Annotated in this window: 14 protein-coding genes; 4 read left to right on the top strand and 10 right to left on the bottom strand. The window is 72.7% G+C overall.

Features of this window, described 5'->3' with window-relative positions:
* Window positions 1-44: 44 nt before the first annotated feature.
* Genes AB0L65_RS06610 through AB0L65_RS06600 form a run of 3 tightly spaced genes read left to right on the top strand, consistent with a single transcriptional unit; the run spans window position 45 to window position 3,411 of the window.
* The gene (locus AB0L65_RS06610) at window positions 45-1,586 is read left to right on the top strand and encodes an ABC transporter substrate-binding protein (protein WP_364241138.1); all 1,542 of its coding nucleotides are present in this window, start codon (window positions 45-47) and stop codon (window positions 1,584-1,586) included.
* On the top strand, window positions 1,583-2,593 hold the full coding sequence (locus tag AB0L65_RS06605; RefSeq protein ID WP_364241135.1) for an ABC transporter ATP-binding protein: 1,011 nt from the start codon (window positions 1,583-1,585) through the stop codon (window positions 2,591-2,593). The genes AB0L65_RS06610 and AB0L65_RS06605 overlap by 4 nt, the downstream gene beginning before the upstream one ends.
* A complete protein-coding gene (locus tag AB0L65_RS06600; protein ID WP_364241133.1) occupies window positions 2,590-3,411 on the top strand; it encodes an ATP-binding cassette domain-containing protein in 822 nt (273 codons plus the stop codon). Before AB0L65_RS06605 ends, AB0L65_RS06600 begins: the two co-directional genes overlap by 4 nt.
* Window positions 3,412-3,736: 325 nt before the next feature.
* Here AB0L65_RS06600 and AB0L65_RS06595 read toward each other — a convergent pair whose 3' ends face one another.
* From AB0L65_RS06595 to AB0L65_RS06565, 7 genes are all read right to left on the bottom strand, one after another.
* A complete protein-coding gene (locus AB0L65_RS06595; protein ID WP_364241130.1) occupies window positions 3,737-6,481 on the bottom strand; it encodes a LuxR C-terminal-related transcriptional regulator in 2,745 nt (914 codons plus the stop codon).
* Window positions 6,482-6,521: 40 nt separating this feature from the next.
* Window positions 6,522-7,733, bottom strand: a complete 1,212-nt coding sequence (locus AB0L65_RS06590; protein WP_364241127.1) for a S1 family peptidase — start codon at window positions 7,731-7,733, stop codon at window positions 6,522-6,524.
* A gap of 564 nt (window positions 7,734-8,297) precedes the next feature.
* Window positions 8,298-9,179: a phosphotransferase gene (locus tag AB0L65_RS06585; RefSeq protein ID WP_364241125.1), complete on the bottom strand. Its 882-nt coding sequence runs from the start codon at window positions 9,177-9,179 to the stop codon at window positions 8,298-8,300.
* A gap of 4 nt (window positions 9,180-9,183) precedes the next feature.
* Window positions 9,184-9,936, bottom strand: coding sequence for a maleylpyruvate isomerase family mycothiol-dependent enzyme (locus AB0L65_RS06580; RefSeq protein ID WP_364241122.1), 753 nt, complete (start codon window positions 9,934-9,936; stop codon window positions 9,184-9,186).
* Window positions 9,937-10,019: 83 nt separating this feature from the next.
* Complete coding sequence (locus tag AB0L65_RS06575) at window positions 10,020-10,976, bottom strand: hypothetical protein (protein ID WP_364241119.1); 957 nt, start codon at window positions 10,974-10,976, stop codon at window positions 10,020-10,022.
* Window positions 10,977-10,986: 10 nt separating this feature from the next.
* Window positions 10,987-12,234 (bottom strand): MFS transporter, encoded by a 1,248-nt coding sequence (locus AB0L65_RS06570; RefSeq protein ID WP_364241116.1) that lies wholly within the window; start codon window positions 12,232-12,234, stop codon window positions 10,987-10,989.
* A 109-nt stretch (window positions 12,235-12,343) separates the two neighbouring features.
* The gene (locus AB0L65_RS06565) at window positions 12,344-13,186 is read right to left on the bottom strand and encodes a TIGR02569 family protein (RefSeq protein WP_364241113.1); all 843 of its coding nucleotides are present in this window, start codon (window positions 13,184-13,186) and stop codon (window positions 12,344-12,346) included.
* 69 nt (window positions 13,187-13,255) lie between these two features.
* Between AB0L65_RS06565 and AB0L65_RS06560 the strand changes: the two genes are divergently transcribed.
* A complete protein-coding gene (locus AB0L65_RS06560) occupies window positions 13,256-13,393 on the top strand; it encodes a hypothetical protein (protein WP_364241111.1) in 138 nt (45 codons plus the stop codon).
* On the opposite strand, the gene AB0L65_RS06555 is transcribed toward AB0L65_RS06560, so the two are convergent.
* Genes AB0L65_RS06555 through AB0L65_RS06545 form a run of 3 tightly spaced genes read right to left on the bottom strand, consistent with a single transcriptional unit; the run spans window position 13,394 to window position 19,594 of the window.
* On the bottom strand, window positions 13,394-16,063 hold the full coding sequence (locus tag AB0L65_RS06555; protein ID WP_364241108.1) for a hypothetical protein: 2,670 nt from the start codon (window positions 16,061-16,063) through the stop codon (window positions 13,394-13,396).
* Complete coding sequence (locus AB0L65_RS06550; RefSeq protein ID WP_364241105.1) at window positions 16,063-18,306, bottom strand: glycoside hydrolase family 3 N-terminal domain-containing protein; 2,244 nt, start codon at window positions 18,304-18,306, stop codon at window positions 16,063-16,065. The genes AB0L65_RS06555 and AB0L65_RS06550 overlap by 1 nt, the downstream gene beginning before the upstream one ends.
* Window positions 18,293-19,594, bottom strand: coding sequence for a glycosyl hydrolase (locus tag AB0L65_RS06545; RefSeq protein ID WP_364241103.1), 1,302 nt, complete (start codon window positions 19,592-19,594; stop codon window positions 18,293-18,295). The genes AB0L65_RS06550 and AB0L65_RS06545 overlap by 14 nt, the downstream gene beginning before the upstream one ends.
* Between the last annotated feature and the right edge of the window lies 1 nt (window position 19,595).

Below are 19,595 nucleotides of genomic sequence, written 5' to 3'. Positions count from 1 at the left end.
AGCACCCCCCCGAAGAACCATCCCCGGAAGGCGGGAAGACGTCCATGACCAGACCCCTTGCCTCAGGTAGGCCGCGGCTCGCGGCACTGGCCCTCATCGCCGCCGCGACCCTCGTGCTCGGCGGCTGCAGCGCCGCCACCGGCGGCGGCACGGGCGGCGGCGGTGGCGCCGGCGGCGAGATCACCGTCGCCGGCACCTACGCGATCGACAGCCTCGACCCGGCCAGCCCCACGGGCGGCAGCGCCACCGGCACGCAGCTGGCCTCCAAGGCGATCTTCAGCCGGCTGGTACGGCCCCGCCCGGACGGCACCCTGGAGGGCGACCTCGCCACCGCGTGGAAGCCCGACGGCTCCGCCTCGCAGTGGACGTTCACGCTGCGCCAGGGCGTGAAGTTCAGCGACGGCAAGGCCGTCACCGCGGACGACGTCGTCGCCTCGTTCAAGCGGATGATGGATCTCAAGAGCACGAACGCGGCCAACTTCGTCGGTTACACGATGACCGCCTCGTCGCCCACCGAGGTCGTGCTGAAGGCGCCGAAACCGGACGCGGCGGTCCCGTACAAGCTCGCCATCTTCTACGTGCTGCCGGGCAGCCTGACCGGCGAGAACCCGGCGTTCTTCCAGCACCCGGTCGGGTCGGGGCCGTTCAAGGTGGAGAAGTTCGACCCGTCCGGGACGCTCGTGCTGGTGCCGAACCCCGACCACTACGGCGGCGCGCCCCAGGTCAAGCGGGTGACCATCCGCAAGATGCCCGAGCTCGCGGCCCGGCTGACCGCGCTGCGGACGGGCGAGGTGGACCTCGCCTGGGGCATCCCCGACGACCAGCTCGCGGAGCTGCAGCGCGACTCCACCCTCAAGGTCGAGACGGTGCCGAGCACCGCCGTGTTCACCATGTGGTTCAACTCCTCCACGCCCGCGCTGAAGGACGCCAAGGTGCGGCGGGCGCTGTGGCAGGCGGTCGACTTCGCCACCATCATCAAGCGGCTCTATCCGCAGACGGGCACCCTGGCCGACGCCCCGGTCTCGCCCGTCACCCTCGGCTACGCTCCCCAGGAGCCCGTCCGCTACGACCCGGCCGCGGCGAAGGCCGCGCTGGCCGACGCCAAGTTCGACTTCTCCACGAAGCTGCGGCTGCAGTTCGCCAACGCCGAGTTCCGGCCGTTCAACCAGGCGATCGTCTCCGACCTGCAGAAGATCGGAGTCCAGGTGGACCTGCTGGAGAAGGAGCAGGCGGTGTTCACCAAGGACCTGCTCGCCCTGAACTGGGACGTCAACTTCCAGCAGCTGTCGAACCCCACGTTCGACGCGGCCAACACGCTCGGCCGGCTCTACCCCTGCGCGGCCAAGCGCAACGGCTACTGCAACCCCGAGCTCGACAAGCTGCTCGCCGCCGCCGGGGCGAGCTCGGACAGCGACGAGCGGGTCAAGCTGTACGGTGAGGCCAGCAAGATCATCTGGCAGGACGCGGTCGGCATGTTCCCGATGGCGGTCAAGTACGCCTACGCCTGGAACCACCGCGTCACCGGCGTCACGCCGGACCCGAACGGGCTGCCGGACTTCGCCGGCGTGCGGGTCAGCAGCTCATGAGCGGCGTGCGGACCCCGGTCGAGGCGCCGGTCGAGGTGGACGGGCTGCTTGAGGTGGCCGGGCTGGTCGTCGACCTGCCCGGCGCCCGCGGCCCGGTCCGCGTCGTCGACCGGGTGACGTTCGACATCCCGCCGGCGACGACGGTCGGGCTCATCGGCGAGTCGGGCAGCGGCAAGACGATGACCGCGAACGCCGTCATCGGCCTGCTCCCGGAGGGGGCGGCGACCGGCGGGGAGCTGCGCTGGCGGGGCGAGGACCTCCTGAAGGCGAGCCCCGCCCACCGGCGCCGGCTGCGGGGCCACGAGATCGCGATGATCTTCCAGGACCCGCTGGCCGCGCTCAACCCGACCCAGACGATCGCCCGCCAGGTCGGCGAGATCCTCCGCCGCGCCGGCCGCCCCCGTGACGAGGTGCGCCGGCGGGTGCTCGAACTGCTCGAGCGGGCGGGGATCCCCGAGCCGGACAGCAGGATGCGCGGCTACCCGCACGAGTTCTCCGGTGGGATGCGGCAACGGGCCATGATCGCCCTCGCGCTGGCGGGCAGCCCGGCGCTGCTGCTCGCCGACGAGCCCACCACGGCGCTGGACGTGACCGTCCAGGCGCGCATCCTGCGCCTGCTGCGCTCCATCCAGCAGGACGAGGGACTGGCGATGCTCCTCGTCAGCCACGACCTGCGGGTGGTGGCGCACGTCGCGCACCAGGTCGTCGTCATGTACGCGGGCCGGGTCGCCGAGCGCGGCCCCACCGAGGCGGTGCTGGCCGGCCCGGCTCACCCGTACACCCGCGCACTCGTCGACAGCGTGCCCGCGGTGCGGACCCGTACCGCGCTGGCCCACCCGTTGCCGGGCACGCCGGCCACCCCGGCGAACCGCCCGCCGGGGTGCGCCTTCCACCCCCGGTGCCCGCTGGCGCGCGAGCGGTGCCGCACCGAGGAGCCGGAGACCAGAACCGTCGCGCCTGGCCGGTGGGCCGCGTGCCACTTCGCCGAGGAGCTGCTGCAGCGATGAGCGTCGATCTGCTCGAGGTGCGGGACCTGCGGGTCAGCTTCGGCCGGCGTACCGCGTGGTTCCGGCCGCGCGCCGCCCGCCGGTCCGGGGACTTCGTCGCGGTCGACGGCGTGAGCCTCACGGTGGCCCCCGACGAGATCGTGGGGGTGGTCGGGGAGTCGGGGTCGGGCAAGACCACGGTGGCCCGCGCGATCGTCGGCCTCGTCCGGCCCGACTCCGGCGCCGTCCTGCTCGACGGCGTGGCCCTGGGGCCGGTCGGGCGGCGGACGACGGCGCAGCAGCGTGCCGCGCAGATGGTCTTCCAGGACCCGCGGTCGTCGCTCAGCCCGCGCATGACCGCCGCCGCGATCATCGACGAGGCGTGGCGCACCCATCCGAGTTCGGCCCCGTCCGGCGACCGCACCGCCGCGCTGCACCGCCTGCTCGACGACGTCGGCCTCGACGCGAGCGTCGCCGGGCAGCGGGCGGCCGAACTGTCCGGCGGGCAGTGCCAGCGGGTCAGCATCGCCCGCGCGCTCGCGGTCCGGCCCCGGCTGCTGGTGTGCGACGAGGCGGTGTCCGCCCTGGACGTGTCGGTCCAGGCGCAGATCCTCCGGCTGCTGGTCGACCTGCGCGAGCGCCACCATCTGGCCATGCTCTTCATCTCCCACGACCTCGGCGTGGTGCACCAGATCGCCGACCGGATCGCCGTCATGCGCCAGGGTGTGGTGGTGGAGGAAGGGCAGGCGACGGAGGTGCTGGGGGCGCCCCGGCACGAGTACACCCGCAGCCTGCTCGGTGCCGCTCTTGAGCTGTCCGGCACGGAGTCCCGCGAGTAGGGCGCCCGCGGTCAGCCCGCAGTGCTCTCCCCGCGGCGGGCTACAACCTGGTACGCAGCACCTAGGTTGACTCCCGAGCGGATGCGTGCGTCCTTCACCATGGCCGCGATGGTGCTCGCGCCGCCGACCGACTGACCGGCCATCCCGATGCGTGACCTCCGGACGATTTCCGGGAGCTGCGGGGGGAGCGAGACCGGGGGAGAGCACCACCAGAGGCAGGCCGGCGTCCTTCACCAGCAGCTCGGACTGTGACCACCTCGTCGAGGAGGTCATCTGGCGGGAGGCCGGCAGCCGGACCGACCCGGCTTCGGGCTCTCGTCATGGGTCACGGTCGGCCGGTGGCCGCAGGGGTTTCGAGATCCAGGTGGTCGAGTTGGGTTCGGGAGGTTACGCCGAGTTTGGGGTAGGCCTTGTAGAGATGCTGCGCCACCGTTTTGGGGCTGAGGAAGAGCTGTCCGGCGATGTCGCGGTTGCTGAGGCCGGCCGCTGCCAGCCGTACGACCTGGAGTTCCTGGGGCGTGAGCCGGTGCAGGCTCGCGGCGTCGGTCCCGTATCCCGGCCGGGCCTCGCCGGCGGCGTCGAGTTCGGCCCGCGCCCGGTCCGCCCACGGTCGTGCGCCGAGGTCCTCGAAGATCCGCAGGGCGGTCCTGAGCTGGATCCCCGCCCTGGCCCGGCTGCGTCGCCTGCGCAGCCACTCGCCGTAGGCCAGGCACGTCCGGGCATGCTGGTACGGCTGCGCGCATCGTTCGTGGAGCTCGATCGCGGCCTCGAAGTACTCCCCCGCGTCACTGCCCGAGGTTGTCATGGCTCGGCAGCGGAGCGCCATGGCCGAGACCCAAGGTCTCCCTACCGTCCGGGTCCACTCCATGAGCGTCCGTAGCGACCGCTCGGCAACCTCGGTCCGGTTGGCGCGTACCCCCGCCTCGATCAGGTCGGCGGCGCACCACACGGCGACGATGGGGTGCCGCGTGGCCTCCAGATGGCCGACAGCGTGCGCCGCGCGCCCCATGCCCAGCTCGAGCAGGCCGAGCGCCCATGTGCCGAGAGCCCCGGCAGGTACCACTCCGTGGTCGCTTCCATAGCGGATACCGGCCTCGGCGAGCATGCGGCACCGCTCGTGGTCACCGCTGATCGCGGCCAGCCAGGCCAGCAGGCCACCGAGATGGGCGAGGCGGTGGAGCTGACCGATGCCGCGGCCGATGTCGTAGCCCTCGGTGGCGTTGGTGAGCGCGTCCAAATGCCGTCCGCCGAGCAGTTGCGCCTCAGCGATGATCTCGAGCGCATGTGGCAGGATCCCGACCATGCCGTGCGTCCTCGCGTGCTCCGCGACGGGCTCGGCCAGCTCGAGCGCGATCGTGTCCTGTGCCGTGACGAGGGCGAGTGAGGCCGCGAGGAGACGTTCGGCGGGCCGGTGAGCCGGCAAGTGGTGCGCCGCCGCGATCAGCTCGTGAATAGGGGTTCCGACGCCTCCTCTGCCCGCCAGCAGGTCGGCCATCGCCCGCATTGCCCTGACCAGCGGCGTCAGGCCTGAGCCCGGTGGCACGTCGATGTGGCTCAGCCGCTCCGCGGCATCGTGCGCCCGGCCGGCGTCACCGCTGAAGGAGAAGGTGCGGATGGAGTGGGCGAGCATCAGCGCGGCGCGCTCGGGATCGGCGCGCTCGATGGATTCGGCGCTCTTCACCAGGACCTCTCCCGCGTCCGAGGGGAAGCCCAGCTCGAACTCCACGGCGGCGCGCACCCTCGCCAGACCGGCCAGCCGGACGGGGTCGTGAGTGAGGCGCTCGGCGCGACGCGCGAGGTCACGTGCCTGCCCGAGCTGACCTGACTGGACCGCCGCCTCGGCCGCATAGGAGAACCGCAGGCCGCGCTGGCGGAGGTCGGCGGTCAGGTGGGCGGCCCGCTCGTAGGCGGCGGCCGCGGTGGCGTACCTGGTCCGGCCGCCTGCCCGGTGGGCCACCCCTTCGAGGGCGGCCCCAATGGCGTCATCGGAACGGGTGGCGGCCAGGGCCAGGTGCCAGACCCTGCGGTCGACGGCCTCGCCGTAGGTGAGCAGGACGTCGGCGAGCGCGCGGTGCGCCGCGCAGCGGCGGGTGAAGGGCGCGCCCTGGTAGACGGCCGACCTGACCAGTGGGTGCCGGAACGCCAGCAGGCCACCGTCGATCCGTATCAGGCCGGCGGTCTCGGCCGATTCAAGGGCCCGCTCGGCTTCGGCCTGCCCGTCGGCCAGCTCCGCGGCTCGAAGGACCAACTCCAGGTCGCCCGTGTCATCGGCGGCCACGAGGAGCAACAGGCGTTGCACCGCCTCCGGCAACGCGTCGACCTGGCGGTGAAACGTCTCGTGCAATTTCCGGGTGACCGGCAGAGGGGCCTGCGGGGCGCCGAAACCCTGCGGATCGGCGACCCCGGCCGTCTTCGCGAACTCGATCAGCGCGAGCGGGTTGCCGAGCGCCTCACTCATGATCCGTTCGCGCAACTGTGGAGTGAGCCCGGGCGCCCGTTCACGCAGCAGCGTTTCGGCGGCGGCCGGGTCCAGCCCCGTCAGGGGGAGCTCGTCAAGCCCCGCGAGCGCGGGCCAGTCGTCCCTGGCGGCGAACAGCAGCACCACGCCCCCGACGGTCAGCCTGCGGGAGGCGAAGATCAGCGCGTCCGCGGAGGACCTGTCCAGCCATTGTGCGTCGTCGATCAGGCAGAGCACGGGACCGCTGCCGGCCAGCAGCGTCAGGACCGCGAGGCCGACAAGGAACCGGTCCCCGGTGGCGGGGCCGAGCCCCATCGCGCCGCGCAGGGCGGCCTCCTGGGTGCGCGGCAGCTCCTTCAGCCCGTGCATGACGGGCTGAAGGAGCTGGTGCAGTCCGGCGAAAGGGAGTTCGGCCTCGGATTCCACGCCGTTGGCCCACAGCAGGCGTACGTCTTCCGCGGCGTCGCGCGCGTACTCAAGCAGCGCGGTCTTGCCGATGCCCGGCCCGCCCCTGATGATCAGCGCGCCGCTCCCGCCGTCCGCCATGCCGGCCAGCAGCCCGTCGACGACCTGCCGTTCCCGCACCCTGCCCGTCAAGGACGCCCCGCGCACAGTTGATCATTGTGCCGTCTTCTTCGCGCCCTGACCAGAGTCAGGGCAGCACGCGGGGGAAGATGCCGGGGAAGGCGTCGAGGGCGTCCCACACGTCGGTGAAGTACTCCCTGCAGTCGCCCGAGCCGTCCAGATTACTGCCGCCCGAGTGGATGCCCTTCACCTGAACGCGGCCGTTCGACATGACGTAGTACGTCGGGCCTCCCGAGTCGCCGTGGCCCGTGCACGTGCCGGTCTTGGAGCCGGCCATGACATTGCGGACGGTCTCACCGCCGCTGTAATTGATGTTGACGCTGTAGTTGTAGACCTTCCACCCGCAAAGCTCGCCCGTCTTGTAGCCGCTGTTGCAGTACGTGTCGCCCACCCCGCTTCGGCGCGGCGCGAGCTGACCGATGATCGCGGTGTAGGGGTTGCTGACGGATCCGCGGTAAATGTAGTAGCCGCTGGTCCCGTTGGGGATCTCGATCAGCGCGAGGTCGCCCCTGAACTCAGTCTGGCCGGGTATCAGCGTGGATCCCCGCCCGTCATACCAGTTCTCCCTGGTGTTCTCGCTGACCCAGCCCATGTAGTCGGTGTCGTTCCCGTTGAAGAAAAAGCCGCCCTTGGGAGCGCAGTGGCCCGCGGTCAGCATCCCCGACTTGTCGCCCGGCAGCCAGACGGGGATGCCGGAGGAGCATCCGACCACATTTCCGTCGGGGGACTGGCGGATCGTCATCTCCGCGGCTCCGCCCCAGTTGTCGGGTCCGTCGTCGGAGCGGCTGGACTTCGTGGGGTTGAAGGCGGGATCGACCTCGACGGCGAAAGCGTCGGCTCCGTACCTTGCCGTCAGCGCTTGGAGCATCGCGTCGGTGGTCTTGTTCACCGTGACGATCACCCGGTTGTGCTCGGCGTCGATGCGGGTCATCCGGATGGCCTCCGCATCAGGGACGTCCGCCGCCGGCTCCCCGATCGCGCCATCCTTGATCTTCTCCAGTACGGCCTTGCTCCGGGTGACCGGCCGCTGGACAACGTCCTTCCCTTGATCGGCGGCCAGGCGGTTGCCGGTGCCGGTCACCGTTCCGAGGACCACCTGGCCCGTCTCCGGGTCCACCCACGGCTCGCCGAAGTCATCGGGGTGCTGCTCGGCCAGTTTCCGTGCCCTGTCCAGAGCCAGTGCCGTGGGCTCCGGCAACGTCTTGACATCGGTCGACTGCGGCGACAGCAGCACAGGCCCGCGTGGGGGCGCCGCCGAGGCGAGCGCCGCTGCGGGCATGGTGGTCACCACGGTGAGAGCTAAGGCTGTGGCCAGACCTATGGTTCTTCTGCGCACGCGTTCCTCCACGTTCCCGAGAGCCCGAATGGCGACCAATCTAGGGACGTGGCAAGGCAAATCGAATCAGGAGCGTAGCCTCAAAAACCGTGCACGCCGGCCCGCTGGAATAGGTAACCGGCCGCGAGGCGGATCTTCGTGAGAGCATCCGCTGGAACGCTCTGTCACCACAATTGATCGTTACGAGGTGCCGTTAGTCGGCGTCCAGAACGAAGAACAGGGAGCCCAGGAACCTCATGCCGGTGCGCTCGCGGAGCGCGCCGGCGGCCCCCGACGCACCAGGAGAGCGAACGTCTGGAGGGCGACGAGCTGGAACACGTGCCTGTCGCTGGGGCTGCCCCGTGCCGGAGCAGCCCCAGCAGCGGGCGATGAACGTCCCGCTGTAGGTCATGGAGCCGCCGCCCTGGCACATGGGCACAGCTCGCGCGGCGGGCTCAGAATCCTCATCTCCTCGCAACCTGGTCGCGCGCATGCCGACCCACAAGGAGACGACCCGGCCGCCTGACCTCACAGTGCGGCCAGCTCGAGGACCCGTTCCACGGCGGTGTCCGCGCGGGCGGGGTCGGGTGCCTCGGAGAGGAAGACGAGGGCGAGCATCACCGCCGCGTCCAGCCGGCACAGCAGCGCGAGCGGCCCGGCGTCGGGCGGGGGCTCGCCGTGGCGCGCGTAGCCGGCGCGCAACGCCTCGACGTCGAGCTGGTTCTCCGGGAGCCTGGCGAACTCTCCCAGGCGCCCGAACTCCAGGGCGGGGTGGGCGTGCAGGGCGTTCGACCAGTCGAGGAGGGCGCGTACCCGGCCCTGGTGGCAGCGGACGTTCGCCCTGCGGACGTCCAGGTGGAGCAGGGAGCCACGGCCGAGCGGCGCGGCGATCGGGAGCAGCCGTCCAGGAGCGGGGGGCGGTGGCCAGCCGTCCCTGAGGCGGGCGATCTCCCGCCAGCGGCGCAGGATCCTGCCGACCACGAGCCGGGGCGCCGTCAGATGTTCGGCGGCGACGGGTCGCGGTCCGGGCAGCGGGACCGCGTGGAGGCGCGCCAGGAGCTCGCCGAGCCGGAAGCAGTCCAGCTCCGATCCGTCGTCCTCCACGTAGCGGCTGATCAGGAGGTCCGGCTCGTCGGGGGTCTCGGCGAGGACGAGGGCGACCGGCTCGGGCACGGGCAGCCCGTGGTCGCCCAGCAGGCGGGTGAGCCGGTACTCCTGGCGCAGCAGGGCGCGGGTGTCGACCCGGGGGTCGTTGGCGTTGGAGTCGAAGCGGCGCTCGCCGACGCGGACGGCGACCGGCGGCCCGCCGTCGCCCGACCGGCCGCGGAAGACGGAGAACTCCAGGCCCCGCCCCAGCGGTTCGAGGCCGGTGATCCCGATGTCGGCCAGACGCTCGTCCAGGCTCGCCATGGGGTCAGCCGTCCTCCTCCAGCCAGAACCCGGACCGCTCCAGCCACCGCCCGAGCAGCGCCGCATCCCCGGAGACCTCGACCTTCGGCGCGGGACGCCGGTAGACGAACAGGAGCAGCTCACTCACCGGCCCGCGAACCGTCACCGAGGCGTCCCCCTGCCCGCGCCTCCAGACGGGCGCGTCCCCGCCGAGGTCGACCAGCCACTCGCCGTTGAAGCTCAGCGCCCGTCCCGGGCCGAGCAGCCCGTGCCCCTCGTACGCCTCCGGCACGCAGCTGAACCCCAGCCACTCCTCCAGCCCTTCGACGGCGACCTCGTCGTCGACCTCGAAGCCGGCGCCCAGGGCGAGCGCGGCGTCGGCCCGGTGCAGCACGGTCTCGAACAGCGCCCGCCGCGCCCAGAACGCCGGCGTGTCCAGCCCCTGCGGGGTCCACACGGGCCCCTCGGCCCCCCGCAACGCCTCCACCAGCCGCTCCGCGCCCTCCCCGAGCCAGGGATCGAGCTCGGCCGCCACCTCGTCCGTGTACGCGTCGAGGTCGTTGATCCGCTCGTCGGAGACCGGCTCCACGGACCGCGACGCCACGACCGTCCCCATCCAGCGATGGGCCTCGCCGACGTGCCGCAGCAACTGCCCCAGAGACCACCCAGGGCAGGTGGACACGGGCGTCTTCATGTCCGCGTTCTTGATGAGCGATCGCAGCAGCTCGGTCTGCCCGGCGATCTCGGCCCGCATCCGGTCGTAGCTCAACAGGGACATGCCCGCCACCCTAGGGGTGATCAGGCGGCCCCAGCAATCGCTTTCCGGCGCGCCGCCCGCCTCGCGGATCGGCCCGCCCCGAGTCAGAAGCCGAGGCCGAGCAGCACCGTGTGGGCGTCCTCCGGGCCGCGGACGTGCTTGCTCAGCTTCGCCGGGGAGGACACCTTCTCCGCCTTGAGGACGTCGACGAGGTGCCGCGCCAGCCGTTCGCCGTCCACCTCGCCGGGGCCGCCCGCGTCGAGCGTCCAGGAGCGCACGGTCCGCTCGACCCGCTGCGACCAGTCCTGGTCCGTGCCCGGCGAGAAGTGCTTGAACCAGCCCTCGACGGTGAGCCGTTCGGCGGAGCGGATGGCGAGGACGGAGCGGGTTCCCACGAACAGGGTGACGCTCACGTTCCTGCCGATCGCGCCGGTCTCGGCGGGCAGCGTGCGCAGGAACGCCCCCAGCAGGGGCGGCAGCGCCGCCCACCGGGGCACCCGCCACCCGCCCGGCGTGCTCAGCCCCTCGTTGGCGGGGGTCAGATATTCGATGACGAATCCACCCGGCGACTGCGACGGCTCGCCCCACTCGAACGTGGCCCGCCGCCACTCCTCGTAAGGCTCTGTCGGCTGCAGGGAGAGCTCCGCGCCGGTCGCGGTGGCACGTAGCTCCAGCGATTCGGCGCCGGGCCGCCGCCAGCGCAGGAAAGGGGCTCCCCAGTCCGGCGACGGGTCGTACCAGGGGCCGGTCCGGCCGTGGCTGCCGACGCTGTCGGCCGGGCCGATCGCGGCCTCCACCGCCTCGGCGTGCCGCCGGAACGCGGCGGCCGGTGCGCCCGCTAGAGAGAGGGGGACGGTCAGGCCGCGATGTTCACGATCGCCCGCGTACCGCCGCTCGTGCTCCGCCACCGGCACCAGCCCGCCGCGCCATTCCGCCGCCGGCACCGGCACCAGCCGGCCGTGCCCCTCGGCCGCCGGTCGCAGCGCCGCGCCGGACCAGTCGCCGGGATCCACCTCGCGCCACAGCCATGTCGCGATGCCGGCGGTGTCGTCCTTCATCATGGGTGTGACCTCAGGCTTTCTCGGGGTGGCGCTGGCGTACGGGGGTGGCCAGCGCGATCAGCGCCAGCAGCAGGCAGGACGCCCCCGCGACGACGAACACCGTCGTCGCGCCGTAGTGCGCGGCGCCCCAGCCGAGCGCGGCCGCGCCCACCGGCCCGAGCGAGAAGTGGATCGTCCAGAACGCCGACGTCACCCGGCCCAGCAGGTGAGCGGGTGTCACCTGCTGCCGCAGCGACATGGAGTTGATGCCGGCCAGGCTCACGCACGCCAGGTAGAGGGCCATGATGGCGGCCACGCCCCACACGGAGCCGGCGAGCCCGAGGCTGAGGATGGCCAGGCCCGACACGATCTGCGCCCCGATCCACAACGGTCCGAACCCGAGCATCCGCCGCATCCGGGCCACCAGCGCCGAACCGGCCATCGTGCCGACCGCCCCGACCCCCAGCACGACGCCCACCACGGAATCGGGCTGGCCGAGGTCGTGCTTGAGGCGGTAGATGATGATGTCCGTCAGCCCGAGCGTCATGAAGATGAAGAACGACAGCAGGATGGTCAGGGTGCGCAGCACCGGGTGCCGGAGCAGGAACTCCGCCCCGGCCAGCAGCTCCCGCCACGGCCGCCGACCGGGCGCGGGCTCCACCGGCTCGACGGTCTCGACGGCGTACCGGGAGGCGTGGGTCAGCAGGACGCCGAGCGCGGACAGCCCGAAGCTGGCGGCGTTGATGGCGATCGCGGCGGTCGGGCCCAGGTGCCCGCTGACCACCCCGGCCAGGGTGGGGCCGAGGATGCCCGCCGCGGCGGCCGTGGCGTACAGCATGCTGTTGGCCTCGGTGACGCGCTTCTCGCCGGCCAGCCCGCGGACCGCGGCCACGTACGTGACCTGGAAGACCATGCCCACGGCGGCGGCCAGCGGCAGCACCGCGTACAGGAGCCAGACCTGCTGGCCGAACGCCCAGGCCACCGGGATCGTCACGTACAGCACGAGCCGGATGACGTCGCAGGCGATGAGCAGCCGGCGCCGGTCGAACCGGTCGGCGAGCACCCCCGCGAACACCCCGGCCGCCACCGACGCCGCCCCCGACACGCCGGTGAGCAGCCCCATCTGGGCGACGGAGCCGGTGACGTCGAGGATGAGAAGGGGCACCGCGATGAGCGCGAACGAGTCGCCCGCCACGGACAGCGTCTGGGCACACCAGAAGATCAGGAAGTCACGGTCGCGCCACAGCGACCGGCTCACCGGCCGCGCGTCAGCGCGCATCGCCCACGGGGCCTGCCTGGGATGATCGGTATGCGCCGAGCCGGGAGGAAATCACGCGGGCAACCCTATCCCTCCCGATCCGGGGCCCGCCGCTCAATTTCCGGCGCCGCTACAGGGTTCGCCGGGTGGCGAGGGCGGCCACGGCGGCCTGCTCGGCGAGGTGAGTGACGCCCGCGAAGCGGGTCAGCTCGTCCTCGGGAACGCGGCCCGCCCAGACGGCCGTCGTGGCCAGCCGGAAGATGAGCGCGCGCGCCAGCACGTGAAGCCCTTCGCGGCCGGGCAGGACGGCCTCGATGAGCTCCGGTTCCGCCCGGTGGTAGAGCAGCCCGTCCGCGACCACGACGGCCTCGGCATACGCGACCGGCCGCCAGTACGGGGAGAAGTCGATCACGACGGGTGGCCGTCCGGGATGGAACAGCACGTTCCCGGTCAGATCGCCGTGAATGAGCTGGCTGGGAGCCGCCACGGGACCCGCGAGCTCACCCAGCCTGCCCAGCAGCTCATCGGCGTTGGTCGGTCGCGGCGGAGCGGCCTCGCCCCAGGCGACCCGGTCAGCGACCGCCCAGGGATCGTCGCGCCGGTCGAGCAGGGCCGGGCGGGGGACGTGCCGCAACTCCCGATGGAACGCCCTGCCTGCGGTGATCAGCGACCCCCACTTCCCGGCCGGCCCCTCCCGGCCGTCCAGGAACTCGGCGGCCGTCCACCCCTCGACCACGTAGCCCCCGTCGTGGGAGCGGAGCGGGCGGGGGACCCGGAAACCGGCGGTGGGGGGCAGGCCCGCGAACACCCGCGCGGACCATTCGGCCTCTTCCGCGCCGTCCACGGGTTTCACGACCGCGTCGCCGGCCCGCAAGCTCCGTCCCCGGCCGCCGGCGAGCGGGTGGACGGGTGCGGTCAGCCCGAAGGCGGTCAGCACGCCGGGCGGTGGCTGCGTCACCGTTCCCGAGGTCATGGCGGCCATCGTGCCGGATCGCCGGCCCGCCGAGCACCCGGATTTCCGGCGGGAGGCACCATGGTCGTCATGACCGAGGAACCTCTCACCGGCGGGAACAACGCCCTGGAGGTCGTCCGGGTCGGCGACACGGTCCGCCGTGCCCGCGACGCCGGGGCCGCGTTCGCCGCGCGGGTGCTGGCTCACCAGCCCGCGGCGCCCCCGTGATCAGTTGCCGCGCAGCACCGTCGTAACCTTGTTACCGGCGTAGTCCTCCAGCACCGCGACCACCTTGCTACCGGCGCTGGACATGGTCACCGTCTCGGCCGCCCGGGTGGTGCGGCCGCGGATGATGTACGGCTTGGCGCCCGACCCGTACGTCGTCGCGAACGACTTCGCCTGGCCGTTCTCAAGGACGGTCAGGGTGTGCCAGTCCGCAAGGGTCGGCCGGGAGAAGGTGAACGTGTTCCCGCTGATCTTCACCGCCGACGCCGGGTAGGGCGCGATCTCGGTGTCGGCGAACTTCCCGCGCACGGCGGTGGCCGTGCCCGGCCCCGCCCGCAGGGTGAGCAGGTAGCCGTCGCCGTTGACGGGCACCCCGGTCAGCGTCGTGCCCGTGCCGGTCCCGGGCAGCTCGACCTCCTTGCTGTACGGGCGGGACGTGTCGAGGCTCTGGACCTTCAGCGTGACGGGCCGGCCGTTCGCCGGGGGAGTCCAGGAGGCGGTCAACGTGCCGTCGGGCTTGGCCGACGCCTTCACCTTGGCCGGCGCCGTGGCCAGGTCGAACGAGGTGGTCGCGGCCGGGCTCTCGGACCCGTCCGGGCCGACCGCCACCAGCCTGATCGTCCCCGACGTGGCCGTGAAGCGCTTGACGTAGTAGACGTCGTCGTAGATCCCGCCGAGGTAGGTGTCGTCGAGATAGACGTCGTACCGGCGCACCTTGTCGTACCCGGCGCTCTTCCAGGCCAGGAACAGCTCTCCGGTCTCGGGCAGCAGCTGGGTGATGCGCAGGTCCTGCGGCGCCGCGGGGGTGCGGTCCTTGCCGTCGCGCAGGGCCAGCGCGCCGAGGTTGACCTGGTATCCCTGGATCGGGCGGGCGCCGGCGGCGACGACCAGGCCGAGCGCGGCGACGCGCTGGCCGGCGTACGCCGACAGGTCCACCGACCGCGTGGTCCAGCCCGTGGTGCGCCGGCCCGAGCCGGCCACCGGTAGCTGGACCACCTTGGTGGGGTCGGAGGCGAGCACGAGGCCGAGCCGCAGCTCGGAGTCGTCGCTCGCCGAGGGCTTGGTGTAGGTCAGGTCGAGGGTCGAGCCCTTGGCGACCTGCAGGTCCGTCTTGTAGAGCCGTACGGTGTTGTCGCCGTCGAGCGTGCCGCTGAGCACGAGCGAGCTGCCGCCGTTGTAGGCGCCGATCTTCTGGTACGAGAACCGGCTCGCCGGCGTGTACGCGGGGCCGTAGTCGAAGTCGGCGCTGAGCGGCGTCCCGGCCGCGTCGATCCACCACTGCCAGGTCACCGGAATGTCCTGGAGGTTGATGTTGCCCCACTCCTTCGGGTTCGACAGCCGGCCCTTGGTCCAGGTGGACAGGCCGTGGCCGGTGTTGAAGGAGGTGGCGAACGTGGTGCCGCCGATGACGGAGCGCTCGGCGACGTACTTGGAGATCCCCTTCCAGGTGCCCTCGGGGGTGGTGGCGCCGGCCGAGGAGCCGGTCCACCAGCGGCGCTCCCGGTCGAAGACGTCCCGCTGCGCGGCGTCGTCGGTCTTGTTCGCGTAGTCGGAGGAGACGAAGTCGGCGCCGAGCGTGGCGATGGCGTTCATCGGCGCGCCGCCGGCGTCGAGGTTGTCCTCGAGGTTGTACGGCTGGTTGAACTGGTACTGCCCGGCCTCGACCCCGGCGAAGACGCTCTTGCGGGAGTCCAGGCCGAGACCGGCGGCGTAGCTTTTGGAGTTGGTGAGCTTGGTCCGGTTCCACCAGTAGTTGAGGAAGATGGAGTCGGACACGTCGCCGAGCCGCGGGTCGCGCACGAACGGGCCGTTCACCGCGTTGAACTCGTTCTGGTACGAGATGGCGCCCGTGGAGTTGTCGATGGAGTCGTACCATTGCACGTAGATGCCGCCGTCGCGCAGCTGCTTCAGGAACTGCTTGTACACCGGGATGTCCGCCGGGGCGACCCGCGCCTCCTGGTTGATGAAGTAGCCGTCGAAGCCGTAGAACTTGGCGACCTGGATCAGCTTGGCGGCCACGGGGAAGCCGCCGGCGGCGTCGCGGACCAGCAGCTCGGAGTAGGTCTGGTCGCCGCGGTCGTTGTCGGAGAAGAAGATGCAGCCCAGCGAGCGCACCCCGTTGGCGTGGGCGGCGTTGGTGTAGCCGGGGTTGGGCAGGTTGAGCATCCCGAACTCGAACCACTTCTCCCGCCAGTCGGCGGCCGGGTCGTAGTAGTTCACCGGGACTCCCTGGGTGGGCATGCCGTGCCAGGAGCCGTAGAAGTCGGCGTACTGCCAGTAGTTGAACAGGTACTGGCTGAACTCGTTGGTGTAGGGGTGGCTCTCGAAGAAGGCGTTGCCGTAGTCGCCGGCCAGGGTCAGCAGCTGGGTGCCGCCGGGCAGCGCCGGGTTGCGCTGCGTGGCGGCGTTGGCGGCGTTGCGCTGCTGGAGCGGCACCTTGGCGCGCAGTAACTCGGCGCCGGCGTCGTCGGCGGGGTTCCAGCGCAGCAGGTCGGTGACGGAGTAGCCGTGCTGGTAGGGCTGGCTGGCGCCGACCGCGCTCTCGCCGGTCCAGGGCAGCGTGTCGCTGGCCGCGGCGCCGGTGGCGGTCAGCGCGACGGCGAGCATCGCGGCCAAGGCGGCGGTGCCGGCGCGCGTCACCGCCCGTCTGCGGGTGCGATGTGATCGGGCCATCACGACTCCTCACTGTCGGGAAGGGGGTCGGCCGGTCCGGGGGAGTGGACGGCCGGGCGGATGGTTTCGTGCAGGTCCGCGACGTACAGATCGGTACGGGCCCGGTCCGCCGCGTCCTCGGCGAAGCAGCGCGCGGCGGGCAGGTCCCAGACGACGGCGGTACGGCCGCCCGCCGGGACGGTCACCCTGCGGAAGGCGAGCAGCTCGCGCAGGCGCGGCAGCACCCGGCCTCCGGTACGGCGCCCGAACAGCGGCACGACGACCTCGGCCGCGGCGCCGCCCGGGTTGGCGACCTCGACGCTCACCCGGACCGTGTCCGCGCCGGCCTCGGCGGTGAGGCGGTCGAGGAGCACGGGCCGGTAGCGCAGGCCGTGGCCGAAGGGGAAGAGCACCGGGTCCGGCGCGTCCTGGTAGACGCCGCCGGCGGGGTGCCGGTCGTTGTGGCGGACCGGCACGGCGCCCGGATGGCTCGGCACGGTGAACGGCAGGCGGCCGACCGGCTCGTAGCCGCCGAACAGCGCGTCGGCGATCGCGTGGCCTCCATGGGGGCCGGGGTAGCCGGCCCACAGCAGCGCGTCGGTGTGCGCGAGGACGCCGGTGAGCACGTGCGGCCGGCCGGCGACGACGACGGCCACCACGGGGCAGCCGGCCCGCGCCCGGACGGCGGCGACCAGGTCGTCCTGGCCGCCGGGCAGGGTGAGATCGGCCAGATCGACGCCTTCCCCGGCGGTCGCCGTGGCCGCCTGGCCCGCGATCGCCCCGTTGGCCGCGAACTCCTCGGCGTACGTGCGGTGGCTCGTCCCGCCGAGCGCCAGGATCACCAGGTCGGCGCCGCTCAGGTCGGCCGCCGTGGGAACGCCCGGCGGGCACACCACCTCGGCGTCCGGCAGGGCCTGCCGCAGGGCGAGGTCCAGTCCGGCGGCCGACCCCGGCGGCAGGGGCGGCACGTAGTCGCCCAGCAGGGCGGTGACGTCGCGGGCGTTCGGGCCGGCGAGGACGACCTTGGTCAGCGAACGCGGTTCGAGGGGCAGGAGGTCGCCGGCGTTGTGCAGCAGGACCAGGGACTGCCGGGCCAGGCGGCGGGACAGGCCGTCGGCGGCCCGCCCGGCCAGGGTGAGCGCCTCGCGTTCGGCACCCGGGGTGGCCTCACCCCCGGTGTCCCCGAGCAGGCCGGCGCGGTGCTTGAGGGTGAGCACCCGGCGGCAGGCGGCGTCCACCAGCTCGGCCACCCGCGGGTCCGCCAGGGCCGCCTCCTCCAGCAGGGCGAAGGACTCGTCCCAGAGCGACAGGTCCACCCCGGCCTCCAGCGCGGCCACGGCGGCGGCCGCCGGGTCGCCCGTCATCGCGGTCAGCCGGTCCACGGCCAGCCCGTCGGCCATGACGATCCCGTCGAATCCGCATTCGTCCCGCAGGAAGCCGGTCAGGAGGTCGCGGTTGGCGCAGCACGGCACCCCGTCGATGTCGTTGTAGGCCGCCATGAACCCCAGCGCCCCGGCCTCCACCGCGGCCCGCGCCGCCGGGAGGTGCAGCTCGCGCAGGTCGCGGGGGCCGATGACGGCGGACTGGCCGTTGCGTCCGCCGACCGCCTCGCCCTGGGCGGCCAGGTGCTTGAGCACGATCGCGACCCCGCCGCGGCCCACCGCGCCGCGTTCGGCGCCCTGCATGCCGATCACCAGCGCCCGCGTGAGCTCGGCGGCCAGCAGCGGATCCTCCCCGAAGCACTCCTCCGCGCGGCCCCAGCGCGGGTCCCGCAGCAGGTCGAGCGCGGACACCAGGGCCAGGTGCACGCCGCTCGCGGCGAGTTCGGCGGCGACGGCGGCCGCGGCCTCGACCAGCAGCTCCGGATCCCACCCGGCGGCGACCGCGAGGTTGGTGGGCAGCAGCGTCCCGCCGAGCGCCTGGTGTCCGTGCGGGGCCTCCTCCGACAGCAGCACCCCGATCCCGTGGCCGCCGGCCCGCGTCACCTCGTCCTGGACGAGGGCGGCGACCTCGGCGCGCTCCTCCGGCCGGATCCCGTCGGCCCAGGTACGGCCCGACCAGGCGTCGGCGCGGAAGACCCCGTACAGCGCGCCGAGCCCGCCCCACCGGTCGAGCTCGGCGCGGGCGAGATCGGTGAGCCGGAATCCGCCCCGAGGGTCCCGCTCGACGGCCTGCCAGCCGTAGAGGCGCTGGTTGAGCTGGCCGACCTTCTCGCGCGGGGACAGCTTGGCGAGCAGCCGCTCGACCGGCTCATCGGTCGGCATGGGCGGCCATCCGGTCGAGGACCTCGTCGTCGGCGACCGAGCTGTAGAAGGTGCGGCCCGTGGGCTCGGCGTGGACGAGCCGTTCGATGCCGCGGGCGCGCAGCGCGGCCGGGTCGCCCGCGGTCGCCGAGGTCACCAGGGCGGGGCGGGCCCCGGCGCGGGCGCGGCCCATCCAGGTCTCGAAGACGCCGCCGCCGGGGGAGAGCTCCGCCCGGGACACGGGGACGTCGTCGGCGCCGACGGGGACCACGACGGCCTCGGTCCGCGGGGAGGGACGCGGCCGGTGCCGCAGCTCGGCGGCCAGGTCGGCGAAGCGCCGGCCGATCGGCTTGACCGCGCCGTCCGCCCCGATCAGGCCGAGGCTGTGCTCCAGGTCGGGGAAGTCGGCCAGCCGGCGCTCCACGTCGTGCGAGCACCACCACGTGACGCCCCACAGGGCGTCGCTGTCGGCCGCCGCCCGCACGGTCCCCTCGCAGAAGCCGGGCGCCTGGTCCTCGGTGAGGTGGTTGAGCGGCGCGCCGACCTCCTGCAGCCAGACGGGACGCGCCGGGTCGAGGGCGAAGGCGCGCGACAGCTCTATGAGGTACGCGGCATGGGTGATGCTTTCGTGGGACATCGCCCCATAGCCCTGGGCGGTGCCGTTGAAGATCCACGAGTGGATCACGCTCATCTGGCCGTGCCGGCTGGAGTGCGCCGGGGTGAAGGGGTGGTCGTCGGCGTACCAGACGGCGTCGTACTCGGCGTTGAGCCGGAAGTGGCGGCGGTCGCGCGGCCCTTCGCCGTGCAGCGCCCGCAGCCAGGCCGTCACCTGCCGGGCGGTGGCCGGCATCCGGCTCGGGTGCAGCGCGGAGGTGAACTGGTTGACCTCGTTGCCCAGGGTCAGGCCGAGGAAGTTGGGCAGGTCGTACAGGTGCCCGTCGAGCGCCTCCACCAGCTCGGCCTGCGCGGCGATCGCGGCGGGGTCGGTGAACATGCTGCGCCGGTGCCAGTCCGTCAGCCAGCTCGGCACGAAGTCGAAGCCGGACAGGTGCCCCTGCAGGACGTCCACGCTCGCGTCGAGGCCGGCCTCGCCCGCGATCTCCACGACGCGGCGGACGTCGTCGAGCGCGCGGCGGCGGATCAGCGTCCGGTTCGGCTGCAGGACGGGCCACAGCGGCATCACGCGTACGTGGTCCAGGCCCAGCCCGGCCAGGGCCTCCATGTCCCGCCGGGTGGCCGCCCAGTCCGGATCCAGCCAGGAGTAGAACCAGTCCTGGGAAGGCGTGTAGTTGACCCCGAATCTCAGCATT

Origin of the sequence: Nonomuraea sp. NPDC052116, assembly GCF_040680035.1 — a bacterium.
GTDB classification, from domain to species: domain Bacteria; phylum Actinomycetota; class Actinomycetes; order Streptosporangiales; family Streptosporangiaceae; genus Nonomuraea; species Nonomuraea angiospora_A.
This window is presented reverse-complemented; position numbering and strand designations above follow the sequence as displayed.